11 protein-coding genes are annotated in these 17115 nt (G+C 70.8%); 7 read left to right on the forward strand and 4 right to left on the reverse strand.

Annotated features, from left to right (window positions below; genetic code table 11):
• Positions 1–174 precede the first annotated feature (174 nt).
• The gene (locus tag QHF89_RS16390) at positions 175–1572 is read right to left on the reverse strand and encodes a serine/threonine-protein kinase (protein WP_232379590.1); all 1398 of its coding nucleotides are present in this window, start codon (positions 1570–1572) and stop codon (positions 175–177) included.
• A gap of 352 nt (positions 1573–1924) precedes the next feature.
• Here QHF89_RS16390 and QHF89_RS16395 point away from each other — a divergent pair, with 352 nt between their 5' ends.
• From QHF89_RS16395 to QHF89_RS16410, 4 genes are all read left to right on the forward strand, one after another.
• Positions 1925–2767, forward strand: coding sequence for a hypothetical protein (locus tag QHF89_RS16395; RefSeq protein WP_136969595.1), 843 nt, complete (start codon positions 1925–1927; stop codon positions 2765–2767).
• Positions 2768–2856: 89 nt separating this feature from the next.
• The gene (locus QHF89_RS16400; RefSeq protein WP_284720570.1) at positions 2857–6930 is read left to right on the forward strand and encodes a serine/threonine-protein kinase; all 4074 of its coding nucleotides are present in this window, start codon (positions 2857–2859) and stop codon (positions 6928–6930) included.
• 114 nt (positions 6931–7044) lie between these two features.
• The gene (locus tag QHF89_RS16405) at positions 7045–8346 is read left to right on the forward strand and encodes a PP2C family protein-serine/threonine phosphatase (protein WP_284720571.1); all 1302 of its coding nucleotides are present in this window, start codon (positions 7045–7047) and stop codon (positions 8344–8346) included.
• A complete protein-coding gene (locus QHF89_RS16410; RefSeq protein ID WP_136969597.1) occupies positions 8315–9367 on the forward strand; it encodes a hypothetical protein in 1053 nt (350 codons plus the stop codon). The genes QHF89_RS16405 and QHF89_RS16410 overlap by 32 nt, the downstream gene beginning before the upstream one ends.
• 336 nt (positions 9368–9703) lie before the next feature.
• Here QHF89_RS16410 and QHF89_RS16415 read toward each other — a convergent pair whose 3' ends face one another.
• Entirely contained in the window at positions 9704–11212 is a 1509-nt protein-coding gene (locus QHF89_RS16415) for a phytoene desaturase family protein (RefSeq protein ID WP_136969598.1), read from the reverse strand.
• A gap of 92 nt (positions 11213–11304) precedes the next feature.
• Here QHF89_RS16415 and QHF89_RS16420 point away from each other — a divergent pair, with 92 nt between their 5' ends.
• The gene (locus QHF89_RS16420) at positions 11305–12615 is read left to right on the forward strand and encodes an MFS transporter (protein WP_136969599.1); all 1311 of its coding nucleotides are present in this window, start codon (positions 11305–11307) and stop codon (positions 12613–12615) included.
• A gap of 1 nt (position 12616) precedes the next feature.
• Here the strand turns inward: QHF89_RS16420 and QHF89_RS16425 are convergent, their stop codons facing one another.
• On the reverse strand, positions 12617–12880 hold the full coding sequence (locus QHF89_RS16425; protein ID WP_136969600.1) for a hypothetical protein: 264 nt from the start codon (positions 12878–12880) through the stop codon (positions 12617–12619).
• On the reverse strand, positions 12877–14352 hold the full coding sequence (locus QHF89_RS16430; RefSeq protein WP_136969601.1) for a vWA domain-containing protein: 1476 nt from the start codon (positions 14350–14352) through the stop codon (positions 12877–12879). Before QHF89_RS16430 ends, QHF89_RS16425 begins: the two co-directional genes overlap by 4 nt.
• Positions 14353–14515: 163 nt before the next feature.
• Between QHF89_RS16430 and QHF89_RS16435 the strand changes: the two genes are divergently transcribed.
• Both QHF89_RS16435 and QHF89_RS16440 read left to right on the forward strand, forming a co-directional pair.
• On the forward strand, positions 14516–15823 hold the full coding sequence (locus QHF89_RS16435) for a hypothetical protein (RefSeq protein WP_136969602.1): 1308 nt from the start codon (positions 14516–14518) through the stop codon (positions 15821–15823).
• Positions 15824–15960: 137 nt separating this feature from the next.
• On the forward strand, positions 15961–17115 hold the full coding sequence (locus tag QHF89_RS16440) for a ferritin-like domain-containing protein (protein WP_136969603.1): 1155 nt from the start codon (positions 15961–15963) through the stop codon (positions 17113–17115).

Here is a 17115-nt window from a genome sequence, read left to right on the forward strand (position 1 = left end):
GTGTTTCTTGTAAAACCTTATAATATTTGGTTTGTCGTGGTTATTGTTGTGTGTGGTGTGGGATGGAATGGTGCGTGTCGTCAATGCGCCGGATAGTCGTCGCAAGAGTCGCGATGGGTGGGATTGAAATGTGCGGAAAATCGAATCGCCGAGGGGCAAGGCGCCCCTCGGTTTTCAGGCCGCGCTGCGGCTGACGAGGACGAGCGGATCGGGGCCGGGCGCCGCTTCGAAGCCGCCGAGGCCGTCGAGCAGCTCCCACGTCGCGCATAGATTCGCCGTCTCCTCCGACGAGGCCCAGTCGCCCGTGCGCGCGAGCGGTCCGCCGACGATCTCCGGATCCGCGTCCATTCGCTCGCGCACCACGACCTCACCCGCGTGCGCCGAGACATTCACGTGCACGCGCGGATCCGATCCCGAGCGCGACGCGAGCGCCGTATGCAGGTCGAGCGCGAAATCGAGCGCGGCCTGCCGCTCGTCCTGCCAGCGCGCAGGATCCCGCGGGAGCAGCCGCAACCCGAGCACCTCCGCGCTCGTGCTCGTACAAAGCGCAAAGCCCGCGCTGCGCATCCGATCCTCGGCGCTCGCCAGGATCCGCTCGATCTCGGCCGCAAAAAGATCCGGCGCGTCCTCGGCGTCCGCGCGGAGCCGGATCTCGAGGAAGATGCCCACCGCGAAGCGCGGGAGCTGGTGCGAAGACGAGCGCAACGTGCCCGCCGAAGTCGCGTGGCGCAGCGCCCGCACGAGCGCATGCACCGATTCGTATCGGCGCTCGGGCCGTTTTTCCAGGCACTTCAGCACCACCGCGTCGATCTCGCGTGAGACGGGGACACGCTCGCTCGGGCGCGGCGCGGGCTCTTCCAGGTGCTTGCGCACGAGCTCGCCGGGGAACGAGGACTCGAACGGCAAACGGCCCGTGAGCAGCCGATAGAGGAGCGCGCCGAGCGCGTAGACGTCCGTGCGCGCGTCGACCGGCGCGCAGAGGAGCTGCTCGGGCGCCATGATCGTGAGCGTGCCGATCTGCCGATTCACCGAGGTCAGGCCCGCGCTCGACGTGCCCGGATCGACGAGCTTCGCGATGCCGAAATCGAGGAGCTTCACGCCGCCGAGCCCGCCCGTCGCCATCACGTTGCTCGCCTTGACGTCGCGATGAACGATGCCCGCCGCGTGCGCCGCGCCGAGCGCCGCGCAAACAGGCTCGAGGATCTCGAGCGCCTCTTCCGGGCCGAGGCGGCCGCGCATCGAGAGCAAGACGTCGAGCGTGACGCCGGGCAAATACTCCATCACGAAGAACGGCGTGCCGCAGGCGAGCGCGCCGACTTCCTTGATCTCGACGATGTTCGGATGACGGATGCGTCGGAGCAGCTCGACCTCCCGGACGAACCGCTCGATCATCTTGGGCAGCGGCGCGAGCGTCGGATGCAGGACCTTGATCGCCACGGGCTCGGCGCGCCCCGCCGGATGCGCGCGATACACCGAGCCACACCCACCACGCGCGACGAGCCGGTCGATGACGTACCCACCCACGGACGTCCCGACGGCAAGGGGAACATCGTGATCCTCGCCGTTGCTCACCACGCTTCCCCCGAGAAGCCCTGATCGACCCATCTTGCCCTCCCCCGGTACGATCGCGATCCCACGCCACGGGTATGACCTGAAATGCGCCGCTTCGGCAACCGATTTCCGCGCTCTCCGCGCTCTCCGGAAGGCCGTGGGATCGCTGCGTTGCGTGATCGAATCAGGGTACGCACGGGCCTGATGGGGCCGCCCCCGATCCCCGGACCCTAGAGCACCATCAGGGCGATTCCCGATGCCGTTGTCGAGGGTTTCCCGTTCGCAGGACGCCCGTACTCCAAGTTCGTCGTGTCCTGTGCCAGCTCCGTGTTTCGCGCTATCGTGAGGGGAATCTCTGAGACGGGGGGGGTACATGTCTCGGAAATCAATGGTCGCGTTTTTTCCGTTCATGCTCGTGGCAGTCATGCCGGTCCTCGGTTGCGTGGGGGCGCCGGGAGAAGAAGAGGTGGACAACGCCGAGGCCGTGGGGGAGGCGGCCTCGGGGATAAACATTCTCAACGCGCTCGTTCCCGAGGCGCTGACGGCGGGTGGGGACTTCGCCAAGGCGCCGCTTTTGGTCGACGCGATGGTGCCGGGGGCGCGGGCGGCTATCGAGTCCCCCTCGGCGCGGGGGCGGCTCGCGCGGATGTTCCTTCACTATGCCGTGGGCTGCGCCCTGGGGCCGGAGCAGGCGTTCGTGTTCTCCTGGACGGACCTGCACGGCGTCGTCCACAACGAATCGTACCGAGGTATCGCGGGGCTCGCCCCGTCGTGGGAGCAGGCGCCGCTCGACGAGGCGGGTCAGCAGTGGGTCTCGGCGTGCCTCGGCGCGCGCACGAATCGGTACGGTCGGGCCGTCGAGATCTCGATGCAGGGATCCGCGGACGCGTTTGCGGAGCCGGCGGACGAGGAGGTCCAGGAATTCATCTACGAGGAGGGGGCGTTCTGGGGAAACCTTTTCCTTCCGCAGCCTTATCTGCGCACCTGTTACAACCCGGGGAACGTGGTCCGGGCCCGGAGGACGTCGCGTGATTGCGCGGCTGGCCTCCCGGGAAGGACCGACGCGGACTGCGGCATCATGGAAATCATGGGGCCCTGCGCGGAGCAATGCGAGCCGCTCGGCGAAAACCTGTACCATCCAGGCTGCGCCGCACCCGAATCTGGGGTTCCTTCCGGGGGGAAAACCGAGTATGTGATCACGGTTTTCCTACCGTAGAGATGACCACGCCACCGCCGCCGCCGGAGCATGACGCGACCGTCCGCCAAGGACGGAAGGGATCGCGTTGTGCTTCGTGCGGGAGGCGGGTGGGGGCCTCCGGGTGCTCGGAGCACGGTCGCTCGCTGGAAGGGGATACGGCGCCCGAGATATCGTCCGAGCCCGAGGCGCCGCTGCCCGCGTTTCGCGGATACCGCACCGAGCGTATGCTCGGCCGGGGTGGGTTTGGCATGGTCTATGCGGCCGTGTCGACGGCGCCGCCGAATGTCGGGCGCCGCGTGGCGATCAAGCTGGCCCGAGACGATCGGGCCGGCGCCGCGCAACGGCTGGCGCACGAGCTCGTGGCGCTGCGCCTCGTGGGCCAGCCGCACGTGCCCGAGGTGCTCGACGCAGGCGTGCTCGCCTCGGGTTCACCCTACATCGTGATGGAGCTCGTCGAGGCGAGGACGCTCGCGGAGATCCTCGTGGCCCGCGGGGGGGCGCTGCCCCCGGCGGAGGCCTGCGCTATCACGCGCGCCCTGCTCACGTCGCTGCGCGCCGTGCACGACGAGGGCCTGGTCCACCGCGACATCAAACCCGAAAACATCCTCGTTACGGAGCCGCCCGGCCGCGCGACCGTGCTCGATCTGGGGCTCGCCCGGCGCGAAGGCGTGATGCCGGCGCGCACGACCCCGCCCGAGGAGGGCGCCATGGTCGGCACGATCGAGTACATGGCGCCCGAGCAATGCGAGGGCCGCGCCGAGCTCGACGCGCGCGCCGACGTGTATGCGGTGGGCGTGATCCTGTACGAGATGCTCGCCGGTCCGCCGCCCTTCTGGGGCCCGCCCGCGGCGGTGCGGGAGGGGCACCTGTCCCGCAGGCCTGCGCGGCTCGAACGTGCGGCCGGGGCGCCGATCCCGACGGCGCTGGAGGACATTGTGCTCCGGTGCCTGGAGAAGGATCCGGCGGCGCGATACACGAACGCGAGGGAGCTCGACGAGGCGCTCGCGGCGATCCCCCTCGGGACGGAGCCCGAGGCGGGGAAGGCCCCGGGGAGCCCCGGGGACCCCGCGACGAAGGGGAGCGGAAAACCCCAGGCCGTGGATCGGGCCTCGTCGGCGGGCGCGGGGCCGAGGTCGTCCGACGCATCGGCGAGCGAGCGGCGGACGGTGGCCTTGCTGCACTTCACGTCGCAGCTCGATCCGATCGCGCTGCAGGGGCGCATCGAGCCGATCGGCGGGCACGTGATGCGCGCGTCGAGCGGCCGGTACGCGGTGGCGTTCGGGCACGAGGCGGACGAAAACCCGGTGCGCCTGGCGATCCGCGCGGCCCAGGATCTCGTCGCGCGCGGGATCTGCGAGCGCGTGTGGATCGATCTCGCGAACGTGTCCGTGACGACGCGGCCCGACGGATCGAAGCGGCTGCTCTCGCCGCATCTCGCCCGGATCGGGCAAGCGCCGCTGCCCGCGTCGACGGCGCCGATCCTGCTCTCCCCGGCGGCGCGCGGCGTGCTGACGGAGGCCGATCTCTCGGAGCTGCTCTCCCTGTTCGGGGCGAAAGCCGTCGAGGAGAGCGAGCTCTCCGGCGCGGAGGATCCGACGACGCGGCTCGGGCACGTGGGGCCGCCGCTCGTCGGTCGGGACGACCTGCTGGAGACGCTCGCGCTCGCAGCGCTGCGCTCGGTCCGGGAGGGCGTGCCGTCGGTCGCGGTGATCGTCGGGGATCCGGGGCACGGAAAGAGCCACCTGCGCAGGCTCCTGGTCGAGCGCATGCGCACGCTCGTGCCGCTCGGGGCGGTGGTGGATCTGCGCGCGCCCGAGCCGATCGTCGGCGGCGGCGACAGCGTGCGCGACCTGCTCTCTGCGGCGCTCGGCCTGCCCGCGTCGATGCCCGCGGAGGGGCGCAAGGCCGCGCTGCGCGAGCGCCTCGGCCCGGCGTCGAGCCCCGAGGCGGAGGCCGCCCTCGCCCTCGCCCTCGGCTGGGTGGGGCCGCCGCGCGGCGACGAGACCACGGACTTCCCGGGCCTGCGTGCCCTCGAAGCCGCGCCTTTCGCGCTCGGGGCCACCTTGCGCGTGGCCGGCGGCGAGGCGCTCCGGCGGCGCGCGGAGCGGACGCCGCTTTGCGTGGTGCTCGACGACGCGCAGTTCGCGGACGAAGCGACGCTCGGCATCCTGGAGCACGCAACGCTCGCCGAGGCGCGGGCGCCGATCTTCGTGTGCGCCCTCGGCCGGCCGGTGTTCAAGGAGAACCACCCGTCCTGGGCCGAGCGCGCCGCGCACCGGGACGTCTTTGATCTCGGGCCGCTCGATCCACAAAGCGCGGCCTCGCTGGTGCGCGCGCTGCTGGCGCCGGCGGAAAACGTGCCGGAGCTCGCGGTGCGGAGGCTCGTGGAGCGGACGCAGGGGATCCCGCTCCTGCTCGTCGAGCTCGTGCGGGGGCTCAAGGGCGCCGGGATCGTGCGTCGGCACGAGGGCGGCCGCGGGTTTTACGTGGCGACGGACGAGCTCGATCGGGTGCCGGATCTGCCACTCATCGAGTGGCTCGCGCACCGCGAGATCGACGCGCTCTCGCCGGCGGAGCGGGCGCACGCCAGGCTCGTGGCGACCGTCGGGGCCGAGGTCACGCCGGAGGAGATTTCAGGCATTCTCCGCGGAATCCTGCGCCGCCTCGATCAAAGCGGCGAGTCGAGCGAGTTCCCGCTCGACGCGCGGATCGGCATCGAGCGGCTGCTCAACACGGGCGTCCTCCGCCGGCAGCGCCACGGCCGCGTCGGCTTCCGGCACGCGCTCGTCCGCGAGACGATCGCCCGCGGCGTCCCCGAGGCGCTGCGCCGCAAGATCCACCTGACGTGCGCCGAGTACTACCGCGACACCCCGGGGCCGCCCGAGGGCCCGCCCGAGGAGCAACGGCTGCCGCAGCTCGCCTACCACGCGGCCCGCGCGGGGCTCTGCGACGTGGCGGAGACGGCCTACATGGCCCTCGCCGAGGCGGCGCGGGCGAGGCACACGTACGTCGACGCCGAGCGCTTTTACACGCTGGCGCTGGAGCAGCAGGCGAGCACGGGCACGCGGCGCGGCGGGGCGTACCGGGGTCGCGGGCTCATGCGCTATCGCGTGGGCCGTTACCACGACGCGCTCGCGGACTTCGCCGAGGCGCGCGCGGCGGCGAGCGCGGCGGGCGACGCGATGGAGATTGTCGAGATCCTGCTCGACGAGGCGACGGCGCTCGATTGGATGGGCGAGCACGCGGCCTCGCGCGACAAGGTGCACGAGGCGCAGGCGCTCGTCGCGGGCCGGGCGACGCCGCTGCTCTCGGCGCGGATCCGGCTCGGGATCGGGCGTTCGCATTATCGATTCTCGCTCAAGGAAGAGGCGCTCGACGCGCTCACGCGCGCGGCGACCGAGGCGGCGGCGCTCGGCGAGGCGGGGTACGAGACGCAGGTGATCGCCCTGCTCATGCTGGGCTACCTGGAGCAGGGCATCGGCCGGCACGCGGAGGCCGAGCGCACGCTCGATCGGGCCGTCACCTTGTGCGACACGCACGGCGACGCGCTCCACCTCGCGGCGTCGATCAACACGCGCGGCGTCTTGCGCGGGTTCCAGGGGGAGCGGCAGCGGATGATCTCGGACCTCGAAAGGGTCATCTCGCTCGGCCGCGAGCTCGGGCAGGACTACATCGAGTGGACCGGCCACTTCAACCTGGGGGAATGCCTGTACCTGATGGCCGAGCTCGAAGCGGCCGAGCCCCACGTGGCCCAGGCGCGCGCCATCGACGAGCGGCCCATGGGCGGTGAGCCCCGCACGGCCAGCATCCTGCTCCAGGCGCGGATGCTGCTCTACCGGGGCGACATCGAGAACGCGCGCGCGCTCGCCGCGCGGGCCCGCGGCGGGACGTCTGCGCCGCTCACGGTCCCTTCGGACGACGTACTTTGCTCGATGATCGAGCTCGCGGCCGAGGACGCGGGCGAGGAGGCGTGGGAGGCGCTGGAGGCCCGCTCGGAGCGGTACTCGATTGGCCAGGAGCGCATCGAGGTGGTCGAGGCGCGAGGCTTGTCGGCGTTGCGGCGGGGGAGGCGGCGTGAGGCGGCGCGTCACCTCGAACGCGCGCTCGCCTTGTCGCGGCAGATCCCGAACGTGATTGGCAAGCGGCTGGCGCGGCACCTCGCCGAGGCGATGCGGGACTAGAGCGCCGAAGGGCGCTCTGCCGGAGCCGGTTTTTCCACACAACCTCCGGGCGGTCGTAGTAGAAAAACCGAGGGGGCGTCCGGTACGTCGCGCGCCGCCCGGGGATCTCCGCCCATGCAGCTTTGGACCGCGATTGCACTCGTCCTCGGTGTCGTCCTCGTCGGAGCCGCCGGTTTCCTGCTCGCGCGGCCCAAAGCCCTGCCCTCGGGCGGCAAAGGCGAGGGCAAAGGGGAAGGGGTCAAGCCGGGCGACGCGCCCGACGCGACGGCAGGCGCTCGCGCGAGCAGCCCCGCGCCGGAGCGCACGAGCAAGCCTGTGCCGGAGCGCGCGAGCAAACCCGCGCCGGAGCGCACGAGCAAGCCCGCGTCGGAGCGTTCGAGCAAGCCCGCGCCCGAGCGTTCGAGCAAGCCTGCGCCGGAGCGAACGTCCTCGGACAAACTGCTGCCCAAGATCGCGGAGCCGAACGAGGACGAGGATGACAGCGAGCTGACGGTCATCACGTTGAGCCCGAAAATGCCGCGGCTCTCGGACATCACGAACGACGACGAGCGCGAGGAAGAGGAGCACCCGGACGCGCCCGCGAAGCCCATCGTCGTGGACGACGACGCGGCCGCCGACGAGCCGACGCGCGCCTCGCCGTTCATCCTCGTGAGCGCCGCGGGGCAAACGGACAAGGGGCAGAAGCGCAAGAACAACGAAGACAGCTACGTCGTCGTCGACGAGCACGGGCTCTTCGTGGTGGCCGACGGCATGGGTGGGTATGCGGGCGGCGAGATCGCAAGCGCGCTGACGGTCGAGGTGATCGAGAAGGCATTCAAGGCGCAGACGTTCGAGGGCCCGGCCTACGAGAACGTGCCGCGGCGGGGCAGCGAGCTCGCGCGCAGCATCCAGATGGCGAACAAGGCCGTCTTCGAGAAGGCCGCCGGGGACCCGATGCTGAAGGGCATGGGCACGACGGTGGTGGCCGCGCGCTTCTCCCTGAACAAGCAGCGCCTCTACCTCGGGCACGTGGGGGACAGCCGCTGCTATCGGCTGCGCGAGGGGAAGCTCGAGCAGATCACCACGGACCACACGATGGCCGCGCTTGGCTTCACCGGCCCCGCGTTTGCACATCGCCTGAATCGCGCGGTGGGCACGCAGCCCTCCGTGGAGATCGATCTCATCATCGGCCGCCCGCGCCCCGACGATGCGTACCTGCTCTGCTCCGATGGGCTCTCGAAGATGGTGCCCGACGAGGAACTGCGGCAGATCCTGGTCGCGACCAAGCACCCGCAGCAGGCCATCGACCAGCTCATCGCCCGCGCCAACGAGAAGGGCGGGCACGACAACATTACGGCGATCCTGGTCTGCGTGAAGAAGCCGGCGGAGTACATTCGATCGCTGCGTGAAGCCCCTCCGGCTGAACAAGCGAACTGAGACGATCGTCGGCCGGCTCGCGCTCGTCGCGACAGGCGCGCTCTTTCTCGGCGTGATGGCGTTCGTGGCCGTGCGCGATGTCAGCGCGCCCGCGCTCACCGCTGCGGTGCACCTCCCCGCGCTCCCCTCGGCCAAGCCCCCGGCCCCGCCCGAGGTCACGCCGGAGGCACGCGTGGAGCCACGAGCGCGCGCCGATCAGCATCTCTCGCGCGAGGGCTACACGCTCGTCTCCGCGGGCGCGCTGTTCGTCCCCTCGTCGTTCGCGTCGGCCGATGGCACGTTCGACCTCTTGATTCATTTCCACGGCAACGCCGAGCTCGTCGCGGAGAGCGTGGCCGCAGCGGGGCTCTCCGCGCTCGTGCTCGTGGTGAACGTCGGCGTGGGCTCGGGCGCTTACGACACGCGGTATGGGCCGCCCGGGATGCTCGATTTCGACGTGGCGCGGGTCGTCGAGACGGCCTCCGCGCGCGGGCTCCGCGGGGCGCGGCTCGGGCGGCTCGCGCTCGCCGCGTGGAGCGCCGGATATGGCGCGATCGGCCGGATCCTCGCGCGGGACGAGGCGTTCTCCCGCGTGTCGGCCGTGCTGCTCTGCGACGCGCTCCACTCGAACTTCGTGGACAAGGGCAGCCGCGAGGTCGACATGGAGCGGATTGCGCCGTTCGTGCGTTTCGCGGACAAGGCGGCGGCCGGCGAGAAGCTCTTCGTCATGACGCACTCGGAGATCGGCGAGTTCCGGTATGCGACCACGACCGAGACCTCGGACGCGATCCTCCGCGCCCTCGGGATCGAACGATCCCGCACGATCGGCTGGCCCGATCGCCCGGCGTTTCCCCTCGGGCGCGCCGTCATGTCGACCGAGCGCTGGCTCGAACAACGCAGCGAGGCGCAGCGAGGGGACCTGCACATCGCAGGCTATCGCGGGTTCAAGGAGGACGATCACATCGCGCACCTCGCGCAGATGTCGTCGACCGTGCTCCCAGCGCTCGTCGCGTACTGGAAGCGCAGTTCCCGGCAGGACTGAGCATGGGTCTTTTCGCGAGGGCGCGGAGCTGGGGCGTTGCCCCAGGCCCCACCAGGGGTTGTCCACCCCTGGACCCGGACCAGCGAGGCGCTGGACCCGGGGTCGATGAACTGCGCATCGCGCAGTTCATCGAACAGCCAGTGGCAAGACCGGCGACGGTTCAGCCGGCAACGTGCCCGTCGCCCGTTGAGACGCACGTCCATGGTCTTGCCACCGGCCCGTTGGAAGAACTGCGCATCGCGCAGTTCTTCCACCCTCGGTCCAGGCTGTGCCTGGTCCGGGGTCGAGGGGGCGGACAGCCCCCCGCGGGGTCCGGGGCAGCGCCCCGGCGCGACGTTACCCCTCGTCCCGGAGCGCAGCCTCTGCCGCATTCTTGCCGCAGGCGCCGTGCACGCCGGCGCCTGGGTGCGTGTACGAGGAGCCGAGGTAGAGCGCGCGGATCGGCGTGCGGTACCGGAAGTACGGGAAGGCGGGGCGGAAGAAGAGCTGGTGCTGGATCTGCGCCGAGCCGCCGCCGAGATCGCCGCCGACGAGGTTCTCGTCCATCGCTTCGAGGTCCGGCGGCGTGACGATCAACCGCGCGAGGATGCGCTGCTTGAAGCCCGGCGCGAGCTCCTCGATGCGCGCCTCGATGCGATCGGCGAACGAGGGCGCTGCCGCCTTCCAGCCGCCCGGCAACGTCGAAGGGACACGCGAGTAAGCCCACAGCGTGTGCTTGCCTGCGGGCGCGCGTGTGGGATCGGCGAGCGTCTGCTGGCCGATGACGAGGTAGGGATCCCGCGGCAGCTCGCCGCGACGCACCTCGGCCGTGAAGCGCGCGAGATCGTCGAGGCTGTCGCCCGTGTGCACGACGGCCGCGCGCGCAGCGTCCTCGCTCGACCACGGCACCGGGCCCGAGAGCGCCCAGTCCATCTTGAACGTGCCGAAGCCGTACTTGAAGCTGCGCATCGACTCGGCGAGGGGCGTAGGCACGAGGTCTTGATCGAGCAGGCGCAGGTACAGCGCCGGCGCCGAGGTGTCGGCGATGATCGCGCGATCGGCCTCGATCTCCTCGCCTTGTTCGGTGATGACGGCCGCGGCGCGCCCCTCGCGCACCACGATGCGCTTCACGCGCGTGCCCGTCCGCACGACGCCGCCGAGCTCCGCGAGCCGCTTCAGCAAGGCCCGCGTGATCGAGGCTGCGCCGCCTTCGGGGATGGCGAAGCCCCCGCTCGAGGCGAGCATGCCCAGCATGAAGCCCACGATCGCGCCGAAGGGATCGTCCGGGCCGACGTCCGTGTGCAGCGCGAGCGCGGGCAGGATGCGGCGCGCGGGTTCGGTCCGGAACGTCGCTTCCGCGTACCCGCGGCCACTCGACGCGGCCACGGCCGCGAGCTTGAGCAGGTTTGCCGGCCCGAAGCGCAGCATCGGCCCCACGGCGGGCAGGGTGGAGAGCAGCGCGTCGAGCAGCCCGTCCCGGGTCCGCGCGTGCCAGCGCGCGAGTTTTTCCCAGGCGGGACCGTCCTCGCCGAGGCTCCGCTTGCTCGCTTCGAGGTCGCGCCCGATGGCCGCGCACGTCCCGTCCTTGGCGGGGTGGGCGCTGTCGAGGGGCGCGTGGCGCCAGACGAGCCCGGCGTCGGGCAGGTCGAGCGGGACCAGGGCGGGGCTCGTCGGGCCGAACGGGAAGAACGCGGCGCCCACGTCGTGCAGGAACCCGGGCAGGGTGCTCTCCTCGGTCCAGACGGCGCCGCCGGGCCGCTTTTGGGCTTCCAGCACGAGCACGGACCACCCGGCCTGGGCGAGGTAGTTGGCGGCCACGAGCCCGTTGGGACCTGCGCCGATCACGATCGCGTCGGGGGTGATCATGGAGTTTTGTGTAGCACGGTGAGTCAGGACGAGGTTGTCCGGTCGTGATCTGGTAGCGGCCGAGGCGCCGCCGCGCGTACCCTCGGCAAACGATGAGCCAAGGCCCTCTCGACCCCTACGCGCCGCCCGTCGCGATCGAGCGAGTCCCGCCGTCCGGCGAGCGCGCCGAGGACGCAGCGACGCGTCGAGGACGGTGGACCGCGTGGGTCCTCACGTGGGTGTCTTACGCGACGTATTACTTGGGGCGCAAAGGGATCAGCGTCGCGAAGGCGCCCATCATGGAGAGCCTCGGCAAGGACGTGCTGCGCAACGTCGAGACGGCGTACCTCGCGGCGTACATGGTCGGCCAGACCGTGAACGGCTTGCTCGGCGATCGCGTGGGGGCGCGGCGGCTCGTGGGCGTGGGCATGCTCGTCTCGGCGGGCGCGTGTTTCGCGTTCAGCGCGTCGAGCGTGGGGCTCGCGTTCCTCGTCGCGTTCCTGGTGAACGGCTTCGCGCAATCGTCGGGCTGGCCGGGCAACGCGAAGGCGATGGCCGAGTGGACGACGCCCGAGAATCGCGGCCGCGTGATGGGCGTGTGGGCGACGTGTTATCAGGTCGGCGGGATCGTCGCGACCTGGTTCGCCACGTTCATGTTGAGCCTCTACGGCTGGCGCGCGAGCTTTTGGGGCCCGGCTGTCCTCGTCGCGCTCGTCGGCGTGCTCGTGCTCTTGTTCCTGAAGCCGGGTCCGGGCGCGGTCGTGGCCCCGGTCGCGGGCGCCGGCGCCGCGGCGATGGCGGAGGCGGCTGCGGTGGCGGAGACGCAGCGGGCGGAGCGGAGCCGCGTGCTTCGAAGCCTCACGGTCTGGTCGTATGGCGCCTCGTACTTCGGGATGAAGCTCATCCGGTACAGCATCCTGTTCTGGCTGCCGTTTTACCTCACGACGGCGCTGCATTATTCGAAGACGGGCGCCGGGTACATGTCCATTTCGTTCGAGGTCGGCGGCGTGCTCGGCACGATCGGGATGGGGGCGCTCTCCGATCGATATCGCCACCTCCCGCGCTCCTGGTTCGCCGCGGCGTGGCTCGTGCTCCTCGCCGTCGCGCTCTTCTTGTATGCGCGGCTGGGCTCCACGGGCACCGTCACCAATTTCGTCGTGATGGCGTTCGTCGGCGCGATGCTCTTCGGGCCGGACTCGCTCATCAGCGGCGCCGCGGCGCAGGACGCGGGCGGAAAGTACGCGGCCGCCACCGCGCTCGGCGTGGTGAATGGAATCGGATCGATCGGTGCGATTCTTCAGGAGCACGTCACGCGTGGCGTGAGCGAGCGCTACGGGTGGGACAAACTGTTTTACGTCTTCGTCGCCCTCGCGCTGTTCTCGGCGGTGTGCCTGGTCCCGACGTTCCGCCCGCGGAAGGCTTGAGTCAGTCGCATTCCTGGTACGACTCGCCGAGCGAGCACCACGCGGCCTCGCAGGCGGCCCGATCTCCCGCCTGTTCGAGCTTCTTCGCGGACGCGCAGCTCTGCGAGCTCCCGCAAGCGCCGTCCTCGCCGCACGTGTTCGTCACGAGATCCGCGCACGTAAAATCGCTCGGGCAGGACCTCTGCCCCTCGTCGGAGCAGCCGGCCATGGCCAGACACGCGAGCACGATCGCGCCGAAGAGCACCTTTTTCATGCGCGTGTTCATGGCGTCCCCGCGGCGAGGCCGAGGTTTTGCCCGAGCTTCTGGAGCAGGGTGATCTCCCGCTTCAGGTTCTCGTCGGCGAGGGCCGCGTCGGCGCTCGTGAGCCGCGCGATCGCCTGTTCGAGCCGCGCGGCCCCGTCCACGGGGTCGAGGCTGCCAGCGTAGAAATCCCCGCAGAGCCGCTTCATCACGAGGTATTCGTTCGTCACGGCGAGCGTCCGCGCGATGTGCGGGGTCGGCAAGAGCGCGTCCGCTGGCCCCGGGAGTGTCTGGAAGGGCAAGCGTATCGGCAGCGTGTCCTTTTCGACGGCGCCTTCGGGCGTCGTGTATTCGATCGTCACCGTGCCGGCCTCGATCGCCTCGCCCGAGACGAGCGGCTCCAGGTTCGTCCCGTCGAGCCGGAGCACGATGCCTCCTTTGCGTTTGCTCAGGAACACCGTGGTCACGTCGAAGAGCTCGCCGCTGCCGTGCTCGCCGAGCTGCGGCACGCCGTAGACCGTGGAGACCTCGGTCCCCTCGGCCGCCGCCGTGGAGACGCGGAGATCGTACGCAATGGGCGTCACCAGGAAATCGAGCTCCTCTTCGAAGATCGGCTTCACGTCCTCGGCGCCCACGAATCGATAATTCCCGCCGCGCAGGTGGCCGATCTGGTCGACGAACGAGGCGTCGAAGTTCGCGCCGAAGCCGAAGAACGTGAACCCGATGTCGAGCGCCGAGGCGGCCTTGACCATCGACTGGAAGCTCGCGGCGTCGGTCGCGCCGACGTTCGGCATCGCGTCGGTGAACACCATCAGCCGCGAGAGCGTGCCGGGCTGCACGTGCTCGTCGATCACGGCATACCCGAGCATCATGCCCTCCTCCATCGAGGTCGAGCCGCCGGTCGTGAGCTCGTCGATCGCCTCGTGCAGCGATTCCTTGTCGGAGACGGGCGTCGATGCCTGGATCGTGTTCGCGCTCGAAGCGAACTCCACGATCGCCACGCGATCGTCGGGCCGGAGGTTGTCGACGAGCGTGTGCAGCGCCTCGCGCACGTGCGAGAGGTTTCCATCCATCGAGCCGCTCGTGTCGATCACGATGCCGAGGTTCAACGGCTTGCGGACGAATTCATCCTCGCGGATGTTCGATTGCATGCCGAGCTGGACGAAGAGGTCGCGTTTGTCGTCGTCGAGGCCGACATCGAGGCCCGCAGCCGTGTGGATGCAGAGGGGTTTTGCGCAGGGCGCGGGGGCCGCGAGGGCGAGGTCGTGCTCGGAGTAGAGGCCCTCGGGGGTGAAATCGTCGAGCGTCGGCACGCCGCCGGACGTGATGATGCTGCGCGCGAGCCCCATGTCCTGGGCACCACCCGGCGTGGCACCGAGGAACTCAGCCCCGGTCGAAGAACTACCGCACCCGACAGGCGCGAGCGCGAGCACGAAGGCGAGGGGACAAAGCGAGCGAGGGATCGTGTCTGTGGGAGACGTTCGTCGTCGTTGCATGGTGATTTCAATCCAAGGCAAGGGTTTTTCGGCGCAGGGGGGATTCCCCCAGCGTCGACGCCTTCCATGGAATCGCGCGCCCCCGGCTGCGTCAAGGGCGCAAACGTCCAGCCCACTGGGAAAGGTGGGCGACCTCCGTTACCATGGGCCCTCGGAGGTCCTCATGGGTTCCTTATCTTCTTCTCGTCTTGGTCCCACGCTTTGCGCGCTCGGCGCTGCCGCCATCCTCTTGGCCCCCGGCGAGGCGCGCGCCGACGATGACATCCACTGGGTTTCGCCCGGGCTCATGTTGTCCCTGAGCTTCGGCGACAAGCTCAACTTCGGCCTCGGCCTCGACGTCCGGTATTCGCTCGTCTTCGCCGGCAACGTGAGCTGCTTCTCCGGGCCCCGCGGCGCCGTCGGCGCGTTCGCGCAGGCCTCCTGGCTCAACTTCTCGTCCGCGGGCCGGTTCGCCGCGGGCCTTCACGGCGGGGTGGACCTTCGGAATCCCGGGATCGGCGCGAACGCCGAGGTGGGCTGGACGTATCGCACGGCGCTCTCCGACCTGCACCCGGGCGGCCACGGGATCCACGTGGGCCTCGGCGCCATCGGCGGCGGGATCGTCGACCTGGCCTTCCGCGGCACGATTCCCTGGCCGGGCGACGAGAGAAAACCGGAATTCACGATCACCGCGGGAGCCCACTTCCCGCCCATGTACGGCGAGCCCGGCCTGTGTATCATCGGGCGGCCTTTGCGCGTGGACGGTCGCTACGTTTTGCCGGGCGTCGCCGGAGCCCCGCGCCGCGGGCGCGAGCGCGGCGGGCGGATCGACGAGACGACGCGGGCCGCCCTCGTCTCGGCCTGGCAGGACGACGCGCGCGGGGAATGCGCCTCGATCCCGGCGTTCCTCGCCTTGGCACGGGATCTCGCGGCGGTGGGCGCGCCGCGGGACCTCGTGGACCGGGCGCTCGCCGCGGCGGCCGACGAGGTCCGGCACACGGAGCTTTGTGCTTCGATTGCAGGGGATCTCGCGTCGAGGACGCTCACGCCCGAGTTGCTCCCGTCGCCGCGGCGGTCGGGGCTCGATCGGAGCCGGGAGCTTCAGCGTCTATGCGTCGAGTCCTGGGAAGACGGCTGCCTCGGCGAGGGCGCCGCGGCCGAGCGGGCGCGGAGGCAGGCGAGGGGAGCGAAGGCTCCGGGCATCGGCGCGGCGCTCGGCGTGATTGCGGCGGACGAGGCGCGGCACGCGGAGCTCGGGTGGCGGGTCGTGCAATGGTGCCTGTCCGAGGGAGGAAGGCCGGTGCGCGAGGCGCTGGGCGAGGCCGTGGCGGCGTCGCCGGAGGGGCCGGCGAGGGAAGCGTCGCCGGAGGCGGAGCCCGCGGCGTGGCGGGGTTATGGAAGGATCGGGCCGCAGGACATCGACGCCTCGTGGGAGCAGAACCTGGGTTTGGCACGGAAGACGGCGCAGGTGTTCCTTTCGGCCCGCGGGTGACGGGGGGCTGGGCCAGGCCGTGACGTGATTGTCAGGGGGCGGCGGGCGGCGGCGCCTCGAATTCGGGCGCGCATGCGGAGGGCACGTGCCGTGCATTCGGCCCCGGCACGCATGGGAACCCCCCTACGGAGGCCTCGATGAATCCTGCGCATGTCTTCCGCCGCTCGCTCGCCCATCGTCTTTTGGCCCTGCTCGCGCTCCCGGCCGCGGGCGCCGCCGTCTCTGGATGTTTCTTCAGCACGAGTTGCCCGGACAACTCCGAGCCCTTGGTCGCCGAGCGATGCCTCGACTGGCCGCCGGAGGACGCAGGCGCAGGCGGCGGCGGCGGCGCTGGCGGCGGGAGCGTCGATCCGCTCGTGTGCCCGTCGCGGGACGACGCGAAGACGCGGCTCGATGCAGCGTTCTTCGCGAACCACACGGTGAAAAGCGACGGGACGCTGACGAACGGCCAATGCTGCTACGCCACCGAATTCATTCCCTATTGTGAAGGGCGGCCGTACCTCGTCGACGACGTGGCCCGCACGGCGCTCGCGCTCCGGGGCCGCGGGGACGGCGGGTGGGGCGCGGAAGCATCGGCCGGACCGGACGTTTCAGGAATCGAGCCCGATCTCCGCGCGGCGCTCGCAGCGGAATGGACACGCGACGCGCTTTTCGAGCACGCGTCCGTGGCCTCATTCGGGCGCTTCGCGCTGGAGTTGCTCGCCGTGGGCGCGCCGGCGGAGCTTCTGGAAGAGGCGCACCGCGCGGCGCTCGACGAGGTGCGGCACGCGCGTCTCTGCTTTGCCTTGGCGAGCGCGTATGCAGGCGAGCCCGTGGCGCCGGGGGCGTTCCCCTTTGGAGGCGCGGCGGAGGTCGTGGCGGATCTCGCGTCGATCGCGGCGCGCACCGCAAAAGAGGGTTGCATCGGCGAGACCATCGCCGCCGTGATCGCGGCGGAGCAATGCATGAAGGCCGAGGACCCCGCCGTCGCCGAGGTGCTCGCCGGCATCGCGGCAGACGAGGCGCGGCACGCGGAGCTCGCCTGGCGCACGGTGGCGTGGGCCATTCGCGCGGGCGGCGAGCGGGTGCGGGCGGCGGTGGAAGAGGTCTTCGCGGGGCTCGGGCACGGCGCCGTGCTGGACGCAGACAGCGCGGGGGATCCGCGGCTCGCGCGGCACGGGCGGCTCGTGGGGGCGGCGCTCTCGGAGGCGACGGCGCGGGCGATGGAGGAGGTGGTGGGGCCCGCGGCGGGTCTGTTGCTATCGGGGCGAGGGGAGGAAATGGGGGCGGTGGCTGCGTCGCTCTCGGTCTAA

It is taken from the genome of Polyangium sorediatum (assembly GCF_029946465.1).
Taxonomy (GTDB): Bacteria; Myxococcota_A; Polyangia; order Polyangiales; family Polyangiaceae; genus Polyangium; species Polyangium fumosum.